The organism is [Enterobacter] lignolyticus SCF1, from assembly GCF_000164865.1.
Taxonomy (GTDB): Bacteria; Pseudomonadota; Gammaproteobacteria; order Enterobacterales; family Enterobacteriaceae; genus Enterobacter_B; species Enterobacter_B lignolyticus.
Map to the genome: position 1 here is coordinate 795,829 of NC_014618.1, position 19,170 is coordinate 814,998.

The 19,170-nt window shown below is 54.2% G+C and carries 17 protein-coding genes and 1 tRNA gene; 10 read left to right on the top strand and 8 right to left on the bottom strand.

Annotated elements, in window-relative coordinates; all coding sequences use genetic code 11:
• Window positions 1-368: 368 nt before the first annotated feature.
• On the bottom strand, window positions 369-1,226 hold the full coding sequence (locus tag ENTCL_RS03820) for an AraC family transcriptional regulator (protein ID WP_013364789.1): 858 nt from the start codon (window positions 1,224-1,226) through the stop codon (window positions 369-371).
• Window positions 1,227-1,454: 228 nt separating this feature from the next.
• Between ENTCL_RS03820 and ENTCL_RS03825 the strand changes: the two genes are divergently transcribed.
• The 6 genes from ENTCL_RS03825 (at window position 1,455) to ENTCL_RS03850 (ending at window position 7,301) form a co-directional block, all read left to right on the top strand.
• Complete coding sequence (locus ENTCL_RS03825; RefSeq protein WP_013364790.1) at window positions 1,455-3,287, top strand: DUF2264 domain-containing protein; 1,833 nt, start codon at window positions 1,455-1,457, stop codon at window positions 3,285-3,287.
• 16 nt (window positions 3,288-3,303) lie between these two features.
• Entirely contained in the window at window positions 3,304-4,575 is a 1,272-nt protein-coding gene (locus ENTCL_RS03830; RefSeq protein ID WP_013364791.1) for an oligosaccharide MFS transporter, read from the top strand.
• 13 nt (window positions 4,576-4,588) lie between these two features.
• Complete coding sequence (locus tag ENTCL_RS03835) at window positions 4,589-5,779, top strand: glycoside hydrolase family 88 protein (RefSeq protein WP_013364792.1); 1,191 nt, start codon at window positions 4,589-4,591, stop codon at window positions 5,777-5,779.
• Between the two features lie 10 nt (window positions 5,780-5,789).
• Complete coding sequence (locus tag ENTCL_RS03840; RefSeq protein WP_013364793.1) at window positions 5,790-6,350, top strand: DJ-1/PfpI family protein; 561 nt, start codon at window positions 5,790-5,792, stop codon at window positions 6,348-6,350.
• Window positions 6,351-6,620: 270 nt separating this feature from the next.
• Complete coding sequence (locus tag ENTCL_RS03845) at window positions 6,621-6,953, top strand: TehB family protein (RefSeq protein ID WP_013364794.1); 333 nt, start codon at window positions 6,621-6,623, stop codon at window positions 6,951-6,953.
• A 9-nt stretch (window positions 6,954-6,962) separates the two neighbouring features.
• Window positions 6,963-7,301: a DUF1869 domain-containing protein gene (locus ENTCL_RS03850; RefSeq protein WP_013364795.1), complete on the top strand. Its 339-nt coding sequence runs from the start codon at window positions 6,963-6,965 to the stop codon at window positions 7,299-7,301.
• A gap of 42 nt (window positions 7,302-7,343) precedes the next feature.
• Here the strand turns inward: ENTCL_RS03850 and ENTCL_RS03855 are convergent, their stop codons facing one another.
• The 4 genes from ENTCL_RS03855 to ENTCL_RS03870 form a co-directional block, all read right to left on the bottom strand.
• On the bottom strand, window positions 7,344-7,565 hold the full coding sequence (locus tag ENTCL_RS03855; protein WP_013364796.1) for an acyl carrier protein: 222 nt from the start codon (window positions 7,563-7,565) through the stop codon (window positions 7,344-7,346).
• A gap of 17 nt (window positions 7,566-7,582) precedes the next feature.
• The gene (locus ENTCL_RS03860) at window positions 7,583-9,016 is read right to left on the bottom strand and encodes an AMP-binding protein (RefSeq protein ID WP_013364797.1); all 1,434 of its coding nucleotides are present in this window, start codon (window positions 9,014-9,016) and stop codon (window positions 7,583-7,585) included.
• Entirely contained in the window at window positions 9,013-10,131 is a 1,119-nt protein-coding gene (locus tag ENTCL_RS03865) for an MBOAT family O-acyltransferase (protein ID WP_013364798.1), read from the bottom strand. Before ENTCL_RS03865 ends, ENTCL_RS03860 begins: the two co-directional genes overlap by 4 nt.
• Before the next feature lie 129 nt (window positions 10,132-10,260).
• Complete coding sequence (locus ENTCL_RS03870; protein WP_013364800.1) at window positions 10,261-11,397, bottom strand: D-alanyl-lipoteichoic acid biosynthesis protein DltD; 1,137 nt, start codon at window positions 11,395-11,397, stop codon at window positions 10,261-10,263.
• A 367-nt stretch (window positions 11,398-11,764) separates the two neighbouring features.
• On the opposite strand from ENTCL_RS03870, the gene ENTCL_RS03875 reads away from it, so the two are divergent.
• The gene (locus ENTCL_RS03875; RefSeq protein WP_013364801.1) at window positions 11,765-13,147 is read left to right on the top strand and encodes a diguanylate cyclase; all 1,383 of its coding nucleotides are present in this window, start codon (window positions 11,765-11,767) and stop codon (window positions 13,145-13,147) included.
• Window positions 13,148-13,304: 157 nt separating this feature from the next.
• Window positions 13,305-15,713 carry an oxygen-sensing cyclic-di-GMP phosphodiesterase DosP gene (gene dosP, locus ENTCL_RS03880; RefSeq protein ID WP_013364802.1) on the top strand — a complete coding sequence of 803 codons (2,409 nt, stop codon included), beginning with the start codon at window positions 13,305-13,307 and terminating at the stop codon, window positions 15,711-15,713.
• Window positions 15,714-15,765: 52 nt separating this feature from the next.
• On the opposite strand, the gene ENTCL_RS03885 is transcribed toward dosP, so the two are convergent.
• Complete coding sequence (locus tag ENTCL_RS03885; RefSeq protein ID WP_013364803.1) at window positions 15,766-16,698, bottom strand: LysR family transcriptional regulator; 933 nt, start codon at window positions 16,696-16,698, stop codon at window positions 15,766-15,768.
• A 91-nt stretch (window positions 16,699-16,789) separates the two neighbouring features.
• On the opposite strand from ENTCL_RS03885, the gene ENTCL_RS03890 reads away from it, so the two are divergent.
• Window positions 16,790-17,266 (top strand): GNAT family N-acetyltransferase, encoded by a 477-nt coding sequence (locus ENTCL_RS03890; protein ID WP_013364804.1) that lies wholly within the window; start codon window positions 16,790-16,792, stop codon window positions 17,264-17,266.
• Window positions 17,267-17,666: 400 nt separating this feature from the next.
• Window positions 17,667-17,951: a DUF5339 domain-containing protein gene (locus ENTCL_RS03895; protein ID WP_013364805.1), complete on the top strand. Its 285-nt coding sequence runs from the start codon at window positions 17,667-17,669 to the stop codon at window positions 17,949-17,951.
• 235 nt (window positions 17,952-18,186) lie between these two features.
• Here the strand turns inward: ENTCL_RS03895 and ENTCL_RS03900 are convergent.
• Together ENTCL_RS03900 and ENTCL_RS03905 are read right to left on the bottom strand one after the other, a co-directional pair.
• Window positions 18,187-18,262 (bottom strand) — tRNA-Phe (locus tag ENTCL_RS03900).
• 84 nt (window positions 18,263-18,346) lie between these two features.
• Window positions 18,347-19,060, bottom strand: coding sequence for a DUF554 domain-containing protein (locus ENTCL_RS03905; RefSeq protein WP_013364806.1), 714 nt, complete (start codon window positions 19,058-19,060; stop codon window positions 18,347-18,349).
• Window positions 19,061-19,170 lie beyond the last annotated feature (110 nt).

Here is a 19,170-nt window from a genome sequence, read left to right on the forward strand (position 1 = left end):
AGGCTCTGTTGTGCGGTCGCGCGATGGGGGACAAAGTGGTTATGCATTGCAGGGGGCTGAGGCCTGTTACGCTGTTTTCATTCAGTTTTGTTTTGGTAAATATGATGTTAATTTCTCAGCTGTTTTATTCGACGGGAAACCTTCATTAATAATAATGGGTGCAGGATACCTTATTATATTAGGGACGGTAGCGTTAAACGTTTAGTAAAACCTAATGATTTAATAATTCCTATGGAAGTGTTTATAATTAAATTGCCTGCTAATTGATGAAATATATATTTTTGTCAGGATTGTTATATTGGCTGTCATTTTTCATAAAAATAAACGTAAATGCCGGGGTGAGCTTTTTCTGCGGCAAATTAAAATAGTTACAATATTTTCAGCGGCTGATGCGTTTGTTTACGATACTGCAGCGGCGTTTGCTGCATCATTTTTTTAAAACAGGTGATGAAGTAGGTCACTTCGGCAAAGCCAACGTCTGCGGCAATGGCGTCTATGCTCAGGCTGGTGGTGCGCAGTAAATCGCAGCTGCGCTTGATCCGCCGGGTCAGCAGGTATTCGTGGATGCTGCCGCCGGTTTGCTGGCGGAAGATGCGCGAGGTATAGCTCCGGGAAAAACCGATATCCCCGGCCAGCGTATCCAGCGAGAACTTCTCATGGTAGTGCGTTTCCACCCACTGCATGATGCGCGCGGAGGCGGTTTGCTGCTGCGGTTTGAGCTCCAGCGGCTGAGCGGGCAGCAGAGCCATTATCTGCATCACCAGGAACGCTACGTCATCCTCCGCATACTGGCCTGCGGCCGTCAGCGCATGGAATCTTTCCAGAATCGCTTCGATAAACGCCGACTGTTCGCTGAGATCGTAGGCCTGCGCTGGCGCGTTGCTCGCCGCTACCCGGGAAAACTGCGTCTGAAAGCGGGGAAACTGTTGCAGCGTGCTTCCCACGACCGACTGCTCAATATGCATGGTGGTGCGGCGGTAGTGGTTGGACTCGCTGTCGTTGACGTGCACCTTATGCAGGCGAAACGGCGGGAAGATAAACAGCCTGCCGGGACGGGCGGTGTAGTGCTGGTTATCCATCACGACGATGCCATATCCCTTTGAGATATAAAGAAACTCAACGCACTGATGCCAGTGGTAATAAATAGCGCTTGAGCCCTGAAGCCGATTAAACGAGATGATTCGACGTTCAAGAGTAATTCGCTCCAGCAACTGCGCTTCGTTCATTTCGCCACCATGACAACAGAATTAAGTTTTTAGACTACGGTTTGCAATTTATGACCCCCGCGGATTAAAAAATCCAGTCGAATTGAAATAGGGGTTCATTTTTGTGAGGCGGCTCACTTAGCGCCAAAGAGAAAAGCGGCTACGCTTGTTTTCGCAGCGTGTGTACTGCGATAAGAATTATTTAATAACAATAACTTAATTAAATCTCGTGTCAGACGGGAGGATATCGTGCAACCTGATAATATTACCTTTGCCAACCCACTAAAAACGCGAAGCGACCTGACCCAATGGGTCAATGAAGTACTGAATGCGGTAACCCCTTATTTTAAAAAAGCGTCCAGTCGTGTCGACCTGGCGAACTTTACCGCGCACTACGGCCAGCCGGTTGCCGGTATGGAGGCCTTCTCGCGTTTACTGTGGGGCGTAACGCCGCTGCTCGCCGGCGGACAGGAGCCTGCCCGGCTGTCGCTGTATATCCAGGCTATCAAAGACGGCACGAATCCGGCGCATCCCGATTACTGGGGACAAATTGGCGACAGCGATCAGCGCGTGGTGGAGATGGCGGCCTACGGCCTGCTGCTGGCGATTGCGCACCAGCCGCTGCTGGCACACTTTTCGGCGGACGAAAAACAGCACCTCTGGCAGTGGCTTAAGCAAAGTGAAACCGCCGCGATTCCCGACAACAACTGGCACTTTTTTCCCATTCTGGTGCAGGTCGGCTTTCACCGCTGCGGTATGCCGGTCAACCATGAGGCGCTTGAAAGCCACTTTGCCGCGATGGAGCGCTACTGGCTGGGCGAAGGCTGGTACAGCGACGGCCCCGATCGCCCGCGCGATTACTACATCTCCATGGGCTTTCACTTTTACGGGCTTATCTACGCACAGCTGATGGCGGACGTTGACCCGAACCGCTGCGCCGAATTGCGCCAGCGCGCCGCGGCGTTTGCCGCCGACTTTATCCATTTCTTCGCCGACGACGGCGCCGCCGTTCCATTTGGCCGCAGCCTGACCTACCGATTCGCCGAGGCCGCCTTCTGGAGCGCGGCGGCGTTCGCCGGGCTGGAGGTCTACTCGCCCGGAGTGGTGAAAGGCATCGTGCTGCGACACCTGCGCTGGTGGATGCAGCAGCAGCCCTTTGACCGGGACGGTGTGCTGAGCGTCGGCTACAGCTATCCAAACCTGGTGATGGCGGAGGACTACAACGCGCCGGGTTCCCCATACTGGGGGCTGAAAACCGTGCTGGTGCTGGCGTTAGGCGAGGACGACGCGTTCTGGCGGGCGGAGGAGCTGCCGCTGCCGCCGCAGACGTCGCCCCATGCTATCCCCCACGCCGCGCAGGTACTGGTGCATCAGCACGATCATCTGTGGATGCTGACCTCGGGCCAGCTCGAGCTGAACAACTTTGTGAACACTGAAGCCAAGTACTGCAAGTTCGCCTACTCCACGCGCTTTGGCTTCACCGTTGAGCGCGGGCGCTACGGGCTTGCCCACGCGTCGGCGGACTCCATGCTGCTGCTGTGCGAGCACGACAACTACTGGCGCGGCCGCCGGGAGTGTCAGCAGGTGGTGGTCGGGGATAACCATATCTACAGCCGCTGGCTGCCGTGGCGCGATGTGACGGTCGACAGCTGGCTGGTGGCGCTGGGCGACTGGCAGGTGCGTATTCATCGCCTCGTCAGCGCCCGCGACCTCGCCTGCGCCGAAGGCGGGTTCAGCCTGTCCGCCCGCCCGCAGCCGGAGCAGCAGGCCGAACCGGGCTTCTGTCGCCTGCAGAATGACGCCGACGCCAGCGCGATTTACTGCCTGAGCGCGCAGCCGCGCTGCGGCGAGGTGGTGCTGACGCCGCCAAACAGCAACCTGCTGTTTGCCGACCGGGCGGCGGTACCGGTGCTGCGCGGCGCGCTTGCCGCCGGAGAGCATCTGCTCATCAGCGCCGTCTGGGCCGGTAGCCGCGCGGATTTTGCGCCGCAGACAAGACCGGATGTCGCTATTTCCGGGGATGAAATCCGCCTGACGTCTGCCTCCCATAATACGCTGCTGACCCTTGCAGCTCTGCCGTGAAGCCCAGGAGAACATCATGACGACCGTATCCACCATGCGCAGCGCGCAAGTCAAAATGAGCAGCTTTATTTTTCTCTACTTTTTTACCTGGTCCTCGAGCTTCGGGCTATACGCCCTGTGGCTCAGCCAGAAGGTAGGGCTGGACAGCATTACCATCGGCAGCGTGTTTGCGATTAACGGCGTGTTCGCCGTGATCCTCAAACCGGTGTACGGCTATATCATGGACAAGATAGGCATGAGCAAATGGCTGCTCTACTTCGTCTGCGCCGTGTCGGCACTGATGGCGCCGTTCTTTGTCGTCGTCTACCAGCCCCTGCTGTTGAGCCATACCATGGTCGGGATTGTGGTCGGCGCGCTGTACTTAAGCCTCGGCTGGTACGCCGGGGTGGCGGCTTCTGAATCTTATGCCGACCGTTTTAGCCGCCTGTATGGCCTGGAGTTTGGCCGTATTCGCATGTGGGGTTCGCTTGGCTGGGCGCTGGCGGCATCGGTTTCCGGTGTGTTGTTTAACTTCACGCCGCTGGCCAACTTTCTCGTCAGCAGCAGTACCTCCGTCCTGATGCTGCTGGTGCTGGTTAGCCTGAAGATAGGCGATGAGCAGCTGCGCAATAACAACGTCATTTCCGATAACAAAATCGTGTTTGGCGACGTCGTTATGCTGCTGAAAAACCGCAAATTCTGGATGTTCAGCCTGTATGTAGCCGGGGTGGCGTGGATGATGTTTATCGCCGAGCAGCAGTTCCCGCGCTATTTCGTCTCGTTTTTTGACACCAAAGCGCAGGGCAACGCCTGGTACGGCTACCTGAGCACCGTTCAGTCCGGCACCGAGTTCCTGATGATGATGGTCATCCCGCTGCTGGTGAACCGCTACGGCGCGAAGAAGGGGCTGTTGTTCTGCGGCGTGGTCGTCGGGCTGCGGCTTATCGCCTCCGGGCTGACCACCGATCCGGTGATGATCTCCATCATCAAGCCGCTGTATGGCCTGGAGATTTCGCTGCTGCTGATTTCGGTTTTCAAATACATCGCCGAGCATTTCCACAAGAAAATCAACGCCACCATGTACCTGCTGGGCTACCAGGCGATGATCTACGTCGGCTCGGTGGTGGTCGCGCCGCCGGCCGGGTATCTGTACGACAAAATCGGCTTCGAACACACCTACCTGATGATGGGCGGCTGCGCGCTGTTCTTCACCCTGGTTTCCGCATTCACGCTGTCGCGCTGCAAAACTGAACGCGACGGCGCCCATGACTATACGCCGGCGCTGGACGCCGAGCCGGCGAAACATTAACTGAGGAGATGTTATGACCCGTTCTGTCGTTACCGAGCCGCTGCGCCCCGTTGAGCTGCATGCCATTGACCGCCTGGCGCTGCGCCAGAGCCTCGATGCCGCGCTTGAGCGCGTGATGCGCAGGCTTGATAAGAACATTGTCGCCTTCGGCGACCGCTTCCCGGGAGAGGCCTGCGAAAACGGCGTCTGGCCGCGCACCGACAACGTAGAGTGGACCACCAGCTTCTGGCCGGGCCAGCTGTGGCTGGCCTGGGAGATGACCGGCGAGGCGCGCTACGCCGAAGCGGCAGAGCGCTATCTGCCGTCGTTCGCGAATCGTATCGAGCAGCGGATCGATACCGCCACCCATGACCTGGGGTTTCTCTACACGCTCTCCTGCGTCAGCGCCTGGCGGCTGACCGGTAATGAGGAGGCCAAACGCAGCGCGCTGCTGGCGGCGGATGCGCTGATGGAGCGCTACAACCCGACGGCGAAGATAATCCAGGCGTGGGGCGATCTCAACGATCCTGAACAGCAGGGGCGGATGATCATCGACTGCAACATGAACCTGCCGCTGCTCTACTGGGCCAGCGAGCAGACCGGCGATGCGCGCTATGCCGATGCGGCGACCGCCCACGTGCGGCAGGCGGCTGCCTACATTGTGCGCCCGGATGCCTCGACGTATCACACCTATTACATGGACGTGACGACCGGCGAGCCGCGTTTTGGCAATACGCATCAGGGGTATAGCGACAGTTCCTGCTGGTCGCGCGGGCAGGCGTGGGGTATTTACGGCTTTATGCTGAGCTACCTGCATACCGGCGATAAAAGCCTGGTCGAGCTGTCCCGCAGCCTGGCGCACTACTTTATTAACCGTCTGCCGGAGGACGACGTTTGCCACTGGGATCTGGCGCTGCTCGGTACGGATGCCGTACGCGACAGCTCGGCGGCGGCGATTGCGGCCTGCGGCCTGCTTGAGATGGTAAAAGCGCTTCCGGCGCTGGACAGCCATCGCGCGCACTATGAAGAGATGGCGCTGCGGATAGTGAAATCGCTGACCGAGAACTATCTGTCCGCCGACGATGAGCCGTGCGAGGGGCTGCTAAAGCACTCGGTGTACCACATGGCGAGCGGTAAAGGGGTGGATGAGTGCTGTAGCTGGGGGGATTATTTCTACCTGGAAGCGCTGGCGCGCCTGCGCCAGGTGTGGAACCTCTACTGGTAAGGAGCCCATGATGAAAACGGTAGCCGTACTGCTGGCGCCTGGCTTCGAAGAAGGGGAAGCCATCGTCACTATTGATATTCTGCGTCGGCTGAATATTCAGGTGGAAACCTTGTCCTGCGTGGAGTCGCGGGCGGTCACCAGCTATCACGCCATCACGATGGCGGCGGACAGCACGCTGAGCGAACGCGCTGACGCCACCTACGATGCGGTGGTGCTGCCCGGTGGCCCGGAGGGCAGCCGGTATCTGGCGCAAAGCGCCAGCGCGATCGCCTTTGTGCGCCGTCACGACGAGGCCGGAAAGTGGATCTGTCCGCTCTGTTCCGCCGCGGCGCGCGTGCTGGGCGGCAACGGGCTGCTGAAAGGCCGCCGCTACGTCTGCTCCGGCGACCTGTGGCAGCAGGTTACCGACGGCGTGTATGTCGATGCGCCGGTGGTCGAGGACGGTAATCTGCTCAGCGGCAAAGGGCTGGGACGGGTATTTGATTTTGCGCTGACCGTTGCCGCACGGCTGGAGGGCGATGACGCCGCCGCGCGGGAGCACGCGGAGCATATTTATTATGCGTGGCCATAATGATGGCGCAATAAATACGCGTTAGTGGCAATAAAGGTATATTTCTCAGGATTATACGCTTTCGCTAAGTGCCTTTCTATAACCCCTGATGAGTACCGGCAGGGGTTATTTGCTGAGGCGCGGAAAAATTATCAAGTAAATCACCGCCTTTGGCGATTCATTATTATTTTAAGATACGCGGCTAAAGACCCTGGCGCTATGAAGGGAATGTTCCTGATATATAAACAGGTATATTATCTGCAACATATAGCTATTGTATGAGGCCGAAGTATGCAGCGTATTATCATCCCCACGCATTATGTTCAGACCCGCAGCACGCCAATGTGGACCAAAGAGACGGCGCCAGCGTCCATCTGGAAACGCCACCTTGATGCCGGGACGCGGCAGGGCGTTTACCCTCGTCTGTCGGTCATGCAGGGAGCGATTCGTTATTCAGGCTATGCCGACGAAACCAGCCCTGAGCCGGTTGAAACGCTGACCATTGAGGCCGGGCAATTTGGCGTATTCCCGCCGGAGAAATGGCATCGCATTGAGGCATTGTCCGACGATACGGTATTTAACGTCGATTTCTACGTTGATCCTAACATTTTGATTGAAGGCTGAGGTGGTGAGATGGAAAGTGAAAACGCCGGGTATACCTTAACAATTACCGATAATACAACGCGTGATAAACAGGAGCAGGTCTACCTCAGACCGATGGCTCTGTACGTACCGGAGGTTGCCGTTAAGGCGGTGGCGGCGCTGATTGCCCAATTACCCGCTGACCGCGATGCGGATAAAGGCCTGACGCTTACGGTCAGCAACAACAACAACGGCGTTTCCGTCGATAAAGAGTTTGCCGCGCGGGCGATGCTGGAAGAGCCGACGACCGCTGCGGACGCGGTGAAGACGCTGGTGAATATCGTGCGCGGCTACGATACGGATGAGGATACTAACGTGTGCGGCTGGTGATCGTGGCTGCCGCCAGACAATCTGGCGGCGATAATGCCGGGCTTAACCGCGGTTCTCTTCAATATAGCGAACCAGATCCGCGGGGGTCTTCAGGACGTTGGCGACCTCCGTTGGCGGGATCATGCAGCCGTAGACATCCTGGACTTCCAGCACCAGATCGACGGCCAGAATAGAGTCAAGGATATCGGATTCAATCAGCTCATCGTGAAAGCCGACTTTACGGGATAAAACCCTTTCAAAAAGGGCGAGTATTTCTTGTTCCATCATTTTTTCCTGGGTGATTAGTGCGTACGAGCCTGAGTATCCAGCAGTTTTCGGTCAATCTTGCCGTTAGAGTTCAGCGGCAAAGCGTCTTTAGTGATGATTTGCGAAGGCACCATATAGGAGGGAATCACCTTCGAGAGAGAGGTTTTAATCACCTCAGGGGCCAGGCCTGTTACGCAGAAAGCCGCAATACGCAAAACGCCGCCTCCCGGCTTCATCAGCGGCAGGACAACGGCTTCGCTGATGCCGGACATATCCAGCAGGCGGTTTTCAATCTCGTTGATTTCAATGCGGTAGCCGTTGAGCTTGATCTGGCTGTCATTACGCCCCTGGCAGTAAAGAAGTTCGTCCAGATAGCCCAAATCACCGGTTTTATAGCCCCGGTATTCTTCACTTTCCCGACGGAGTAATTTCGCCGCGTTCTCCTGCGGCAACCCGAGATAGCCGCGCATCACGTTTTTTCCCCAGATAATCAGCTCACCTTCAGACGTAATTTCCATCCGGGAATCCGGCATCATGGTGCCGATGGGCAACAGGTCGTTTTCGCTGTTCAGGATGCTGTCGGTAATCTCAACGACGGTGGTCGCGATAGTCGCTTCCGTCGGGCCGTAAGAGTTGAGGATTTTAGCCTGAGGAAAGCGTCGGCGTAATTGTTTGACCAGCGCTTTATTCAGCACTTCGCCAATAAACACAAAGACGGCGAGCTCGGGTAAATATTCGCTATTGAACTGGGGAGACAGCAGCCTCTGGTAGGCAAACGAGGGGGTTGAAACCCAGACGGAAACGCCATGGTTTTTCAACCGCTCCAGCCAGTTTGCGTCGGCGATGTCCTCTTTTGCATTGAGAACGATATGCCCCCCCATCGCCAGATTTGCCAGCAGCGGGATCAGCGAGAGATCGAAGCTGAAGACCGCATGGTTCATCAGCACGGGAAGGGCAGGCAGCGAAAAGTCCTGGCGCACCCACTGCATAAAGTGCCACAGGCTTTCACGCCCAATCTGTACGCCTTTAGGCTTTCCGGTACTCCCGGAGGTGAACATGATATAGGCAAGGTCCTTTTCAGCCAGCACCTGGCCCGTCTCGCCTGTCGCGATGAACTGTTTCGTCGCCACGTTGTAGTAATAAGGCGCATTTGCCAGCTGGCAGATCTCTTTGAGCCGCTCCTGAGGATAGATACAGTCCACCGGGATATAGGGAATGTTGTGCAGCAGGCAGCTATAAATCGCCACGGCAAACTCGGCCTGCTGATGGCCGTATAGCACAACCGGAATCCCCGCAGGCTGGCGGCAGTGCTGGTAGCGCTGCGCCCAGTAGGTAACAGCGGCGGACAGCTGCTGCCAGGTGAGGCTGGTATCGCTACCGCTCACCGCCGGCTGATGCGGGTTTGCGGGCTCGAGTAAAGCCCCACGCAGGAAATCCTGTAGTTTCAGAAGATCGGGATGAGTATTCATAGAGGAGACATTCCGCTAAAGATGTAAAGAGAGGCTGCTGCGCTTGCCAGCGTCAGAATTCGTCCCAAAAAAGCAATCGTCGGATAGTGCAGCCAGACGTTCAGTACGGGGCTGCGTTTGGCTGACCATTGCAGCATGTTGTGAGCAACGGAAATGGCGCCAAATAGCGCTCCGCTGATGACGTAGTGTCGCTCAAGCCCGTTCCATGCTCCCATGCAAAACAGGGTGCAGAAGATGCCGATGTTTTGCGCCAGCGTTTTGTTCTGACGGAAAAAATTCAGCTTCATCAGGTTCATGTAAATCGGCATAAAAACCACATCCCTCAGCCATTCAGACAAGCTGATGTGAAAGCGTCGCCAGAAATCCTGCGGGTTTTTAGCCAGAAAAGGCATGTTGAAGTTCGCCGGGATAGTCAGACCAAATAAACGGCCCGCACCAATCGCCATATTGCTGTAACCGGCGAAGTCAAAATAGAGATAAGCACTGTAGGCCAGCGACATGACGATACCCACGCTTAACGTAAACGGACGATGGGCCCATGACTGGATAATCAGGTTATCAATTAGCATGGCTAATAAGAACTTTTGGATAATGCCGGTAAAAATTTGCTCCATGGCCAGCAGAAACTGCTCGCGGGTGATGCGAAAGACCGGCTTATTAATGTCGTTAATCCATGTCCGCCAGCGGTACATTGGGCCAGCCAGGATAATAAACGGCATAAAAAGGTAGCAGAAGTAATGCAGGAAATTCTGACCATCTTTTTTGGTGCGATACAGCAGTACGTCAATGGCCCGGAAGGTCATAAAGGATAACCCAATCATGCCCCAGTGGTTGTTGAGGTGCAGTTTCACCAGCAGCAGCGGGAGCAGGGTCAGGCTGACCGCCTGCCAGGTTTTTAACCATCCTCTGTCTTTTAATGTGACGATAATATAAAAGCTAAAGAAAACCGCCACCGGGACAATAAAATCGTCCTGAAAGAGATATCCCCAGGCTGCCGCGGTCAGCACGCTGAAGGCAAACAGATAGGTCAACTGATAGCGTAATACGCGATTAATCAGCGCAAACAGCAATGCTGATGAAAACAGAAAGAAAAAAAATGTTCCGGAGCTATACATTATTTATCCTTCAAAACTTTTGATATTCAAAATGCACTTTTAAATTCATGCTTTCATCAACGGATGACCAGGCGATGATGGTGACCGCCAGAAAGAGGTAAAGGAAAAAAAGGCGAATAGCGTATTTCATCATTTAAAACTCTCAGCGATAAAACGGTCCATGGGAACCCATGCCAGCTCCGTCGGGTGCAGGCGATCCCAGTTCCAGCCGTTCTGATAAGGCTGCGCATACATATCAAGATAAGGCACCTGATTTTCCTGCAGGATAGACCTGATTTGGTTATCCACCGGCCGGAACGTCTCTGTGTTTTTCAGCGCCCACGGATTAATGGGATCGATAATGGCCACGACCTGGACGTGATGCGCTTTCAGCAGCTGGATTGTCTGCTTAAAGACGCGAATTTGCAGCGGAACGATCGGGGTGTCGTCCCACACTTCCGGCGTATCTCCGTCTTCATAAACGGACTTATCCATCCACAGCGTTGCGGCGCTTTGCTGGCGAGACTTGTTCAACTCGCGGGCGTGAGCCAGTTCCTGCCCCCAGTCGGGGCTTGGGCTGGCGGCTGGCTGAGGGGGCCAGGGTTGCGCAGGCTGAGGGACAATATGCAGCATTGCCAGCCAGCCGTCTTTAATCATCGTGCAGAAATTAGCAAATTGAAAACTTACTTCTTGCCAGATATTTTCCAGATGCCAGCCGTAGACGGCCATTTCGCCGAAGGATAAATGGCTGATGTCATCGGGATTAATATGGTGCAGGTAGTTGACCAGCAGAGGGCGAGCCTGCGCATCCTTCATCAGGGGGTTAAACACGGATGCCGGGAAATTGTCGGCAAAGATGGCCGGTGGGACACCGTTGGAATAAAAGCTATCGGGCGCAAGCAGCAAAACCACCTTGCTATTTGCGTTAAGATCATTTTTAAAGCGTGAGAACAGTAAAAACTGCGTGCTGTCATCAACAAAGCTATCACCATAGGCCACCACCGGCCGATGTAGCTGATTGTTAAAGTAATTATACACAGCGTAATGTTCATTTTCGGACGTAGCGACTTCCGACGCGCCGATGAAAAAAATCGCATTTCCCTGCAGGGCATGGGAAATCGTGGCTATTTTTTCCTTCTGTTCTTTCGGCGTACCTTCCATTGTTTTAATCAGCGGCTGGAATTTTAGCGCGGGCGTAAGGCTAGCTACCAGCGGAGGTATACAAAGGAACAAAACAGCCAGAACAGCCATCATCAGATGAATGCAAAGAGTATTTTTAAGTTTCATTATAAAAGTAAAAACATATGATCTGAATTCGTTTAAAAATTGTTTTTTTTATCTTCACAGCAAACGGGTTGATGTGTTTATCGACACTATATACCAGACGCTGCGTCGATGATGAGTGTTGCTGTGTAACGGTATGTACATGTCTGGTTGGCAAGCGCATTATGCAGGTCTGGCTGAGTGAGCTTTCAGTCAGTAACGGGATCGCGGCGGCCTCTTCAGGGCCCTCTTCACGAAGGCCCCTGAAAGCGAACGGTACCGTCAGGGGAGTTGTTACAAAAATCAGATATAATTGAGAGGTGGTAAATTCGCCTGCAATAACTGACTTTCATTCACAGGTTGCTCCATCATCCGACCAGGAGTGTACTCGATGGAAATGTATCTCAGTAATATGACAGATGAGTGGACTAATTTAGTTGAAAATACCGCTCCCCGGATCCGCTCCCTGGCTTCAGAAATATCAAGACTTCATGCCCACAATCTCAGTATCGAGTTTTACAACACGGTACTTACCGATCCTCACGCCGAAGAGTTCCTGAGCAACGAGCAGGTCGAGCGCCAGTTAAAAGCGGCTCTGGCACGGTGGATAACCGACGTACTCTCTGGCAAAACCGAAGACGTTAACCGGTTGGTTGCGCTACAGCAGACCGTTGCAAATGTACATGCACGTATTGGGATTCCGGTTGAGCTGGTTGAAATGGGCTTTCGGGTACTTAAAAAGCTGTTTAGCCAGGTGATCATAGACAGTGAATGTGACCCTTCGGATAAACTGCAGGTCTATCATTACGTTATGAACAGTATCGATCTGTCCATGGAGGTCATGTCCCGGGCTTTTTCCTTCAGCGAAAGCAGTACCACAAAGGAAGATGAAAATTACCGCATATTCTCATTGCTGGAAAATGCGGAAGAGGAAAAAGAGCGTCAGACGGCAGCCCTTTTAACGTGGGAGAGGGAGGTTGTTTATAAGGTTATGCTGGATGTCGGACCTGAACGCAGCTTGCCGTTGAACCAGTCTGACTTTGGCCTCTGGTTTAACCATAAAGGCCGCCATTATTTCAGTGGTTTTGCCGAAGTTGGCCTCATTTCCAGGTTAATTCAGGAACTTGACGGTTTTTTCAGCCATACCCGCGACACAGCGAAAGCATTCAGCGACAAAAAGCAGCGTGGCAATTTTTTGCTTAAGGTAAGAAATACCGTTTCGCAAATAATGACGTTATTACGCGAGCTGTTTGAAGAGGTCGCCCGCCAGGAGGTTGGGATCGATGTCCTGACGAAGCTCCTTAACCGCCGGTTCCTGCCGCCGATTTTTAAACGGGAAGTGGCCTATGCCAGCCGTACCGGCACCCCTCTGTCGATACTGGTGATTGATGTTGATAAATTCAAAGGCATCAATGACACATGGGGGCACCATACCGGTGATGACGTCCTGCGCAGAATCTCTCAGGTATTTTACGATAACGTCAGAAGCAGCGACTACGTTTTCCGCTATGGCGGCGATGAGTTTATTGTCATGTTGACGGAAGCCTCAGGGAGCGAAACGCTCCAGCTTGCTGAGCGTATACGCCGGCGCGTTGAGAAAATCAAAATGCAATCCCCGACGGGTGACGCCATCCCGCTTTCCCTTTCCATTGGGGCGGCCATGTTCTCCGGACATCCAGACTATGAGCATCTGATTCGAAATGCCGATGAAGCGCTCTACATTGCCAAAAAGCGTGGGCGAAACTGCGTCGAACTGTGGAAACCGACCGCATAAGCCGACAGCGGGCCCGGTCGTGTCGTGAGGTGTTATCAAAGAACTAATGCCATACTGTTCGTAGCAGATTTCTGCGTCTTTGCGTACCCGTCTGGCAACAGGGCAGATAAATAGCGGGAGGATGGATCGATGCTGAAACAATCCGGGATATCGCGCCATGCCGACTAAAAAGATCCGCGCGGCGGCAGAGGTCCATCACAACGATACGCTCCTTTCTGCGCTTGAACAGAATATTCTGGGGGTCATCCTCATTGATGAGCTGGACAAGATTATTTTTTTCAACAGCGCAGCGGAAGAGCTCTGGGGTTACCGCCGCGATGAGGTCCTCGGTCAGAACGTGTCGGTGCTTGTCCCGTCGTCTTTACGTACTGCCCATCCGCAGTATATTCAGCATAACCGGGAAGGCGGTCAGTCGCGGGTAGAGGGGATGAGCCGGGAGCTCCTGCTGGAGCGCAAAGACGGTAGCGGCCTCTGGACCCGCTTTGCCCTGTCCCGGTTCAGCGCATCGGGAAAAACGGGCTATCTCGCGCTGGTTCGTGATGCCAGCCAGGAGGTCATTCAGCGCGAGCAGTCGCGCCTGCTGCTGCTGGCGGTCGATCATCTCACCAAACCGGTCGTGGTGATGGATCCCGAGTTCCACATCGTGCAGTTCAATCGTGCATTTGCGGGGCTGTCGGGACTCAGCGGGCACGACGTCATGGGGAAACGTCTGGACGAAGCCTTGACGATCCCCGCATCCTGGACCCGCGAGCAGCAAAAATTACAGAAATTGCTGCACAACAACGTCAGATCCAGAGAGGAGTTCCAGGCTGTTGATGGCTCAGGCGAAGCGGTCTGGCTCAACGCGTCGCTCAACCCCATTTTTGATAAGGATAATCAGGTTCAGAATCTGGTCGTGACCTTTTACGATGTTACGGAAGAGCGAAAAATCCGCGATTTTGAAAGTACTCTGCTCTCTGCTATCTGCAACTATCACCCGTTTGACGAACTGTGTGACATTCTCTGTCAGAGCATCGTCAGCGTTATTGGCGGTTCTCAGGTCGCGTTTGAGCTGATGTCTCCGCACAGGGTGTTTATCGCGGGGGAGGCGCCGCCTCTGCCGGGGACGAAGCATACGGTAACCATCCCGCTACCAGACAAGCAGCCTGGCGCCGTACTGACGGTGCATACGCCGGCCGGGCTCGGGGGCGCGGTGCTTACCGAACGCATGATTTCTATCAGCCAGTATATGGCTACTCTGCTTCTTGCCCAGGAGCACAGCCGTCAACAAATTGACAGCCTGATTAAATTTGACCGACTGACGGGGCTGCCAAATCGTAATCATATGCACCATTTCCTGGATCAGCTTATTCTCAACGGGGAAGGCGCTGCACCGGTTATCTTTTTGATGTCGATTGACCATTTTCAGGATGTGATTGACAGCCACGGCTATGCGGTTGCCGATCAGGTTCTGGTGACGGTCGCCAACCGCCTGAGCGGTATTTTAAGACCCGGCCAGTACCTCTGCAGGACCGAAGGGGCTGAGTTTGTTCTTATCGACCAGGAAAGCGACCTCAGCAATATGACCCGGGTTTCGGAAGCGCTGGAACATCTCATCAGCGCGTCGTTTCAGATAGACGGTCTGTCCTTCTTTCTGACGCTAAGCATCGGTATCAGCCATGAAGCGGGCAGGAGCCAGGACTGGTTACTTTCAACGGCGCATCGCGCGATGGAGCTCGTCCGCAAAACCGGCGGGAATAACCGCGAGTTTTTCAGCCCGGAGCTAAGTAAGGCGGTGAATGAACGTTTGCTGCTGGGAGCGGCTCTGAAACGTGCCGTATCAGATAGTCATCTGCGGCTGGTATATCAGCCGCAAATTTATGCCAATACCGGCGCACTGTATGGTTGTGAAGCCCTGATCCGCTGGAACGACCCGGAGCACGGCGAAGTCCCGCCATCGCGGTTTATTCCGCTGGCTGAAGAAACCGGCGAATATGAAGAGATTGGCCTCTGGGTAATACGCGAAGCCTGCCGACAGCTGGCGGAATGGCGGGCGCTCAGGATCGATATTCCGGTGATTTCCGTCAACCTGTCGGCAAGACACTTTCAAAACCGCCGGTTTCCGGACCAGGTGCTGAGCGTCATGAAGGAGTTTGGCATACCGGGCGAACAGCTGATGCTGGAAATTACCGAGAGCATGATGCTGACAGATGACGAAGAGGTGCTCCGGCGCATTCAGATTTTACGCAATGCGGGGCTGGGGCTGTCAATTGATGATTTTGGCACCGGATTTTCCGGACTTTCCCGTCTGGCGAGATTTCCTGTCACGGAAATTAAAATAGACAAGAGTTTTGTTAGCGGATATCCGGAGGATAACAGGCAGCGCTCCCTGCTCGAAGCGATTATCGGTATTGGACAAAGCTTCAGCCTGAACGTGATTGCGGAAGGTGTGGAAACCAGTGAACAATTTCAGCTTCTCCGGGAGCTCGGCTGTCCGGTGATTCAGGGATATTATTATTCCAGACCCATACCCGCCAGCGAGATACCGGGCTGGTACAGACGAGTCTCCCATCTGCCGGGGAATTAGCGTAACCATCTCGGGAACGTTGCGCCGTTTTATCCGGTGCTCAGGCAGACCTTCACCGCCCTGAACTGCATTCTGTTGCCAGCGTTTGTAGTTTCGCCTTCAGCCAGCGAGTCGCACCTCGCTTGCCGCTGCGTTTATGCGAATAAATCTTCACTTCAAACGCGGGTATCGCAAACGGTAGGGCAAAAATCTTTATCTTGGTTGCCGGAATCAGCTTCTCGGCGGCAAAACGGGGGATCGCCATCAGCAGGTCGCTTTCGGCGACAATAAACGGCGCGCTGAGCATGGACGGTGTTTTGATCGCGATTTGCCGCGTATAGCCCATCTGCTCAAGCTGTATATCCAGAACGCCTTGCTTCTCGTTCCAGGGCGTCACCACCAGGTGGCGGGCGGCGAGATAATCCTTCAGCGTCAGCTGTGTTCGGTCTGTATTGCTGATAACGACATATTCATCCTCGAACCAGCCGATCTCTTCCAGTTCCGGATGCCGGATATCATCCGGTGTACTGAATCCCAGCGCCAGATCGACTTCGCCCGCCAGCAATTCCGTCAGCGCCGGGTTGTGCGGCAAATAGCGTAACTCAAAGCGCAAGCCGGGGGCTTCGTACTGTAGCTTGTGCATCAGGGCAGGGAAAATGCAAAACGCGGTGAAATCCGTAATCGCAATCTGCAAATGCTCCGTACTGCTGGCGGCTTCAAATTCCGGCTGCGGAGTCAGCTCCTGCTCGAGACGATTCAGTACCGAAGCAACAGACGGCGCGAGCTGTGTGGCATACACGCTGGGGCACATGCGGTGGCCTTCCCGGTAAAACAGCGGGTCATTGAGCGTGATGCGTAACCGCGACAGCGCATGGCTTAGCGCCGATGTGCTCATCGCCAGCTCATCCGCCGCCAGGCGAACGGAGCGGTGGCGGTAAATAGCGTCAAAAACGGGCAGAAGGTTTAAATCAAGACGCCTCAAAGATGGATGCATGATATTCATCATTCAGTGATTTCATTGCACTTAATTCTTCTGACGATACCTCTTATGCTGAGTGCTATCAATGTCGATTCAGTGCAGAGAAACAGGAAAACCCATGAACGTGATAATTCGCCCGGCTCGTCCGGAAGATGCAACGGCAATTTACGATATGATTTATGAGCTGGCCGTGTATGAAAAAGCGCCGGAGGAAGTGGTCACCACGCCGGATGAGATCCGGGAAACGCTTTTTGGCGCAGGCAGTAAAACCGAAGCGCTGATCTGCGAGATGGACGGTAAAACCGTCGGGTATGCCGTTTTCTTCACCAGCTACTCCACATGGCTTGGCCGCAACGGCATCTATATGGAAGATCTGTACATTTCCCCTGAGTATCGCGGCAAGGGCGCGGGGAGGGCGATGCTGAAAAATATCGCGCAATGCGCAGTGAAGCGCCAGTGCGGCCGTCTTGAGTGGAGTGTGCTGGACTGGAATCAGCCCGCCATTGATTTTTACCTGAGCATCGGCGCGCTACCGCAATCTGAATGGGTTCGCTATCGCCTGGATGGTGAAGCCCTGCTGAAATTTGCCGAATAAAAAAGCGCGTCTTGCGGTTTGAACCGGGAGCGGCCTGAAATAACAACGCTGAGGCGGGTGGCAGGGTTGGTACTAAGTCTGGTCGCTCCTGGTATTATGCAGCATCGCGAAAGTTCGGCGTGGTAAAATCGTATTATTGCCAAAAATATTTTATTGTAGAAAATTCCTGGCGCTATGGTAAATACTCTCTATTAGACCGGGTTGTTTACAATAAATAGCGGGTGTAACGCGGATGTGTTTTAAGACTTTATTTAATTGCGCGATCCGTAGATATAAATCAGTTGACGCATTCATAAAATATTAACAGTTAATATATTGTGTTAATGATAATTTGAGGTGGTTGTCACCTGGAGCAAGAGTGGCATCGTATTATGTTCGTTAATTACCTCAGGAGCGTTAAATGAAAAAATTAATTATTGCTTTATTTCTTTTTCCCTTCGCATTTACCTCTTTTGCCGCAGAAATGAGCCCATCCTGCCAGCAGTACTTTAAGGCCATTGATGACTACCTGGAAATGGCGGGTAAAAATGAAGCAATGAAGGCGCAACTGGATACAATGAAAGGACAATACGAGCAGGGTAAGCAGCAGATGGTCTCGCTGCCTGCTGAATCTCAGGAACAGGCCTGTAAACCTGCGCTGGCCTCCATTGAGCAGGCAATGACCCAACTGAAGTCAATGCAGTAATCCTGTTTATACACAACAGTCCCCGGCAAAGACCTTGTAAAAGAGAACTCTCAACGTTCTCTTTTTCGCGTTTCCGCTGGTCTTATCCGGTGAACCGTCTTGAGGTATACCCGTCCACGGGAGTGGATGTAGGCAGAATCTGATGGCGTTAAGTCGAATGGGGGACTGTGCTGATTTTATGCGGAAAAGCCAAAGCAAAAACGGACCTCCGTGGAGGTCCGTTAATATGAATTAGTGGTGCCCGGACTCGGAATCGAACCAAGGACACGGGGATTTTCAATCCCCTGCTCTACCGACTGAGCTATCCGGGCAACGGGGCGCATTAAACCCGATTCAGCGCCCCCCGTCAACGAAATTTGTCATTTTCGTTGCGGACTGCACAAACTCTCGCCATTTCAGGCAAAAAACAGCGTCCAGGCGGCGGAAAGCGGCATCGCGAGCAGCAGGGCGGGCAGCATATTGACCACCGCAAACATCTTGATGCCGCAGATGCGCAGGCCCGTCGCCAGCAGCAGCAGGCCGCCGACGGCGGTGAAATCCGCCATCATCGCCGGCGTGGTGAGCGGCATGATAAGCGTTGCGCTGGCGGCAAGCGCAAGCTGGATAAGCAGCATCGGCACGCTGATAGCGGCCACGGCCATGCCGAGAGTGCAGGCGAAGATGGTGGCGGTAAAAAAGTCGAGAAACGCTTTGGCGATCAGAATGCTGGGATCGCCGGTCATTCCTTCGCGAATGGCGCCGAAAATGCCGGTGCCGCTGGCGCAGAACAGCACGATGATGGCGACAAAATTCTGGATATAGGTATCGTGGCTGGGATTGTGCTTTTTCCCCGGACGGACGAGCATCTGCCGGGCGCGGGCCACCGCGACGTTAATCCCTTTTTCCAGATAGCAAAACTCGCCGATAAGCGCGCCAAGCAGGGTGGCCAGCACCATCACCGGCAGGTTCGCGCACTTCATTACCAGCAGGATCCCAATACCCAGCGAGGCCAGGCCAAAAATAGAGGTCATGGAAACGCGGATGCGCTCCGGTAGGCGCTGGCTCAGCAGCGCGCCGATAACGCCGCCTAAAAGGACGGCGCTGGCGTTGATAAAGGGTCCTGTGACCACGTGACTCTCCTGTTATCTATACATCTGTGTTGCATTATTATTATTTAAAACCGCATTTTATACGGATTTATTGCGTAAGGCGTGCATACGCATTTCATCTTGCGCCCTGC

Excerpts from the sequence above, each read along its gene's own strand:
- ENTCL_RS03820 (WP_013364789.1), bottom strand. The coding sequence starts at position 1,226 with ATGAACGAAGCGCAGTTGCTGGAGCGAATTACTCTTGAACGTCGAATC.
- ENTCL_RS03830 (WP_013364791.1), top strand. The coding sequence starts at position 3,304 with ATGACGACCGTATCCACCATGCGCAGCGCGCAAGTCAAAATGAGCAGC.
- ENTCL_RS03835 (WP_013364792.1), top strand. The coding sequence starts at position 4,589 with ATGACCCGTTCTGTCGTTACCGAGCCGCTGCGCCCCGTTGAGCTGCAT.
- ENTCL_RS03840 (WP_013364793.1), top strand. The coding sequence starts at position 5,790 with ATGAAAACGGTAGCCGTACTGCTGGCGCCTGGCTTCGAAGAAGGGGAA.
- ENTCL_RS03845 (WP_013364794.1), top strand. The coding sequence starts at position 6,621 with ATGCAGCGTATTATCATCCCCACGCATTATGTTCAGACCCGCAGCACG.
- ENTCL_RS03850 (WP_013364795.1), top strand. The coding sequence starts at position 6,963 with ATGGAAAGTGAAAACGCCGGGTATACCTTAACAATTACCGATAATACA.
- ENTCL_RS03855 (WP_013364796.1), bottom strand. The coding sequence starts at position 7,565 with ATGGAACAAGAAATACTCGCCCTTTTTGAAAGGGTTTTATCCCGTAAA.
- ENTCL_RS03860 (WP_013364797.1), bottom strand. The coding sequence starts at position 9,016 with ATGAATACTCATCCCGATCTTCTGAAACTACAGGATTTCCTGCGTGGG.
- ENTCL_RS03865 (WP_013364798.1), bottom strand. The coding sequence starts at position 10,131 with ATGTATAGCTCCGGAACATTTTTTTTCTTTCTGTTTTCATCAGCATTG.
- ENTCL_RS03870 (WP_013364800.1), bottom strand. The coding sequence starts at position 11,397 with ATGAAACTTAAAAATACTCTTTGCATTCATCTGATGATGGCTGTTCTG.
- ENTCL_RS03875 (WP_013364801.1), top strand. The coding sequence starts at position 11,765 with ATGGAAATGTATCTCAGTAATATGACAGATGAGTGGACTAATTTAGTT.
- dosP (WP_013364802.1), top strand. The coding sequence starts at position 13,305 with ATGCCGACTAAAAAGATCCGCGCGGCGGCAGAGGTCCATCACAACGAT.
- ENTCL_RS03885 (WP_013364803.1), bottom strand. The coding sequence starts at position 16,698 with ATGATGAATATCATGCATCCATCTTTGAGGCGTCTTGATTTAAACCTT.
- ENTCL_RS03890 (WP_013364804.1), top strand. The coding sequence starts at position 16,790 with ATGAACGTGATAATTCGCCCGGCTCGTCCGGAAGATGCAACGGCAATT.
- ENTCL_RS03895 (WP_013364805.1), top strand. The coding sequence starts at position 17,667 with ATGAAAAAATTAATTATTGCTTTATTTCTTTTTCCCTTCGCATTTACC.